General features: G+C 80.1%; 2 protein-coding genes. Both read left to right on the forward strand.

From position 1 onward, the window contains the following. A partial coding sequence (locus tag MHY85_RS21070; RefSeq protein WP_304519030.1) for a TrmH family RNA methyltransferase occupies positions 1–318 on the forward strand: 318 nt, incomplete at its 5' end. A gap of 129 nt (positions 319–447) precedes the next feature. Beyond that, complete coding sequence (gene thpR, locus MHY85_RS21075; RefSeq protein ID WP_239200425.1) at positions 448–1,086, forward strand: RNA 2',3'-cyclic phosphodiesterase; 639 nt, start codon at positions 448–450, stop codon at positions 1,084–1,086. The last annotated feature ends 71 nt before the right edge of the window (positions 1,087–1,157 follow it).

Consider the following 1,157-nt stretch of genomic DNA (forward strand, 5'->3'; position numbering starts at 1 on the left):
GCGGCCGACGGCACGGGCGCCCTGGACCTCGACGACCTCCAGGACGCCGCGGCGCTGGCCGGCGCCCCCGGTCCCGCGGGCGCCGGCGCGCTCGCCGGGCACGCCGGGTCGTCGTCCAGCCCCGGCGACCGGGCGGTGACCGACCTGCGCGCCCCCACGGCCTGGCTGTTCGGCAACGAGGCGTGGGGGCTCCCCGCCGAGGACCGCGACCGCGCGGACGCCGTCGTCCGGGTCCCGCTGCGGGGCCGGGCGGAGTCGCTCAACCTCGGCACGGCCGCCGCGGTCTGCCTGTACGCGTCCTCCCGCGCCCACCGCTGACCGCCGCGCGTCGCCGAGGAGTGGAAGGTCTGGCCGGACACGCCGACGGCGTGTCCGGCCAGACCTTCCACTCGACGACCCACCGGCCGCGCACCACGCACCCGACGCGGGACACGGCATGCTGGGGCGATGCGCGTCTTCGCCGCCCTGTGGCCCACCGACGAGGTCCGCCGCCACCTGGCCGGCGCGCTGGTCACGGCCGTCGGCGTCGACCCCGAGCTCGCCCCCGGCCGGGCACCCGACGGCGTGCGGTGGACGCCCGCGGAGAACTGGCACGTGACCCTGGCGTTCTACGGTGAGGTCGGCGAGGGCCGTGCGGAGGTGCTCGCGGAGCACATGACCGGGATCGCGGCCGGCACCTCCCCGTTCGACCTGGAGCTCGCCGGCGCCGGCGTGTTCGCGCACCGGACCCTCTGGGCCGGGGTGGGCGGGGACGTCGCGGCCGTGCAGGGCCTGGTCGCCGGGTGCCGGGAGGCGGGCGACGCGGTCGGCGCGCGTCAGGACGACCGGGTCCGGTCACGGCCGCACGTCACGCTCGGCCGGGTGGCGCCGCAGCGAGGCGGGACACGGCGCCGGGACCGTGCCGCGCAGCCCCCGGACCCGGGTGACGTGCTGGTGCACGCGCTCGCCGTGTACCGCGGGCCGCGGTGGCCGGTGACCGAGCTCGTGCTGGCCGCGTCGTCGCCGGGCGAGGGTCGCGCCGGAGGGCCGCTCTACCGGCCGCTCGGCACCTGGTCCCTCGGCGCTGCCGGCAGCACGCCGCCCTGACCGGCGGTCGCCGCCCGCCTCGACCCGCGCCCCCGGCGCACCTCGACCCGCGCCCCCGGCGCACCCCGGCC

This window comes from Cellulomonas sp. ACRRI (genome assembly GCF_022346185.1).
Taxonomy (GTDB): domain Bacteria; phylum Actinomycetota; class Actinomycetes; order Actinomycetales; family Cellulomonadaceae; genus Cellulomonas.

Excerpts from the sequence above, each read along its gene's own strand:
- thpR (WP_239200425.1), top strand. The coding sequence starts at position 448 with ATGCGCGTCTTCGCCGCCCTGTGGCCCACCGACGAGGTCCGCCGCCAC.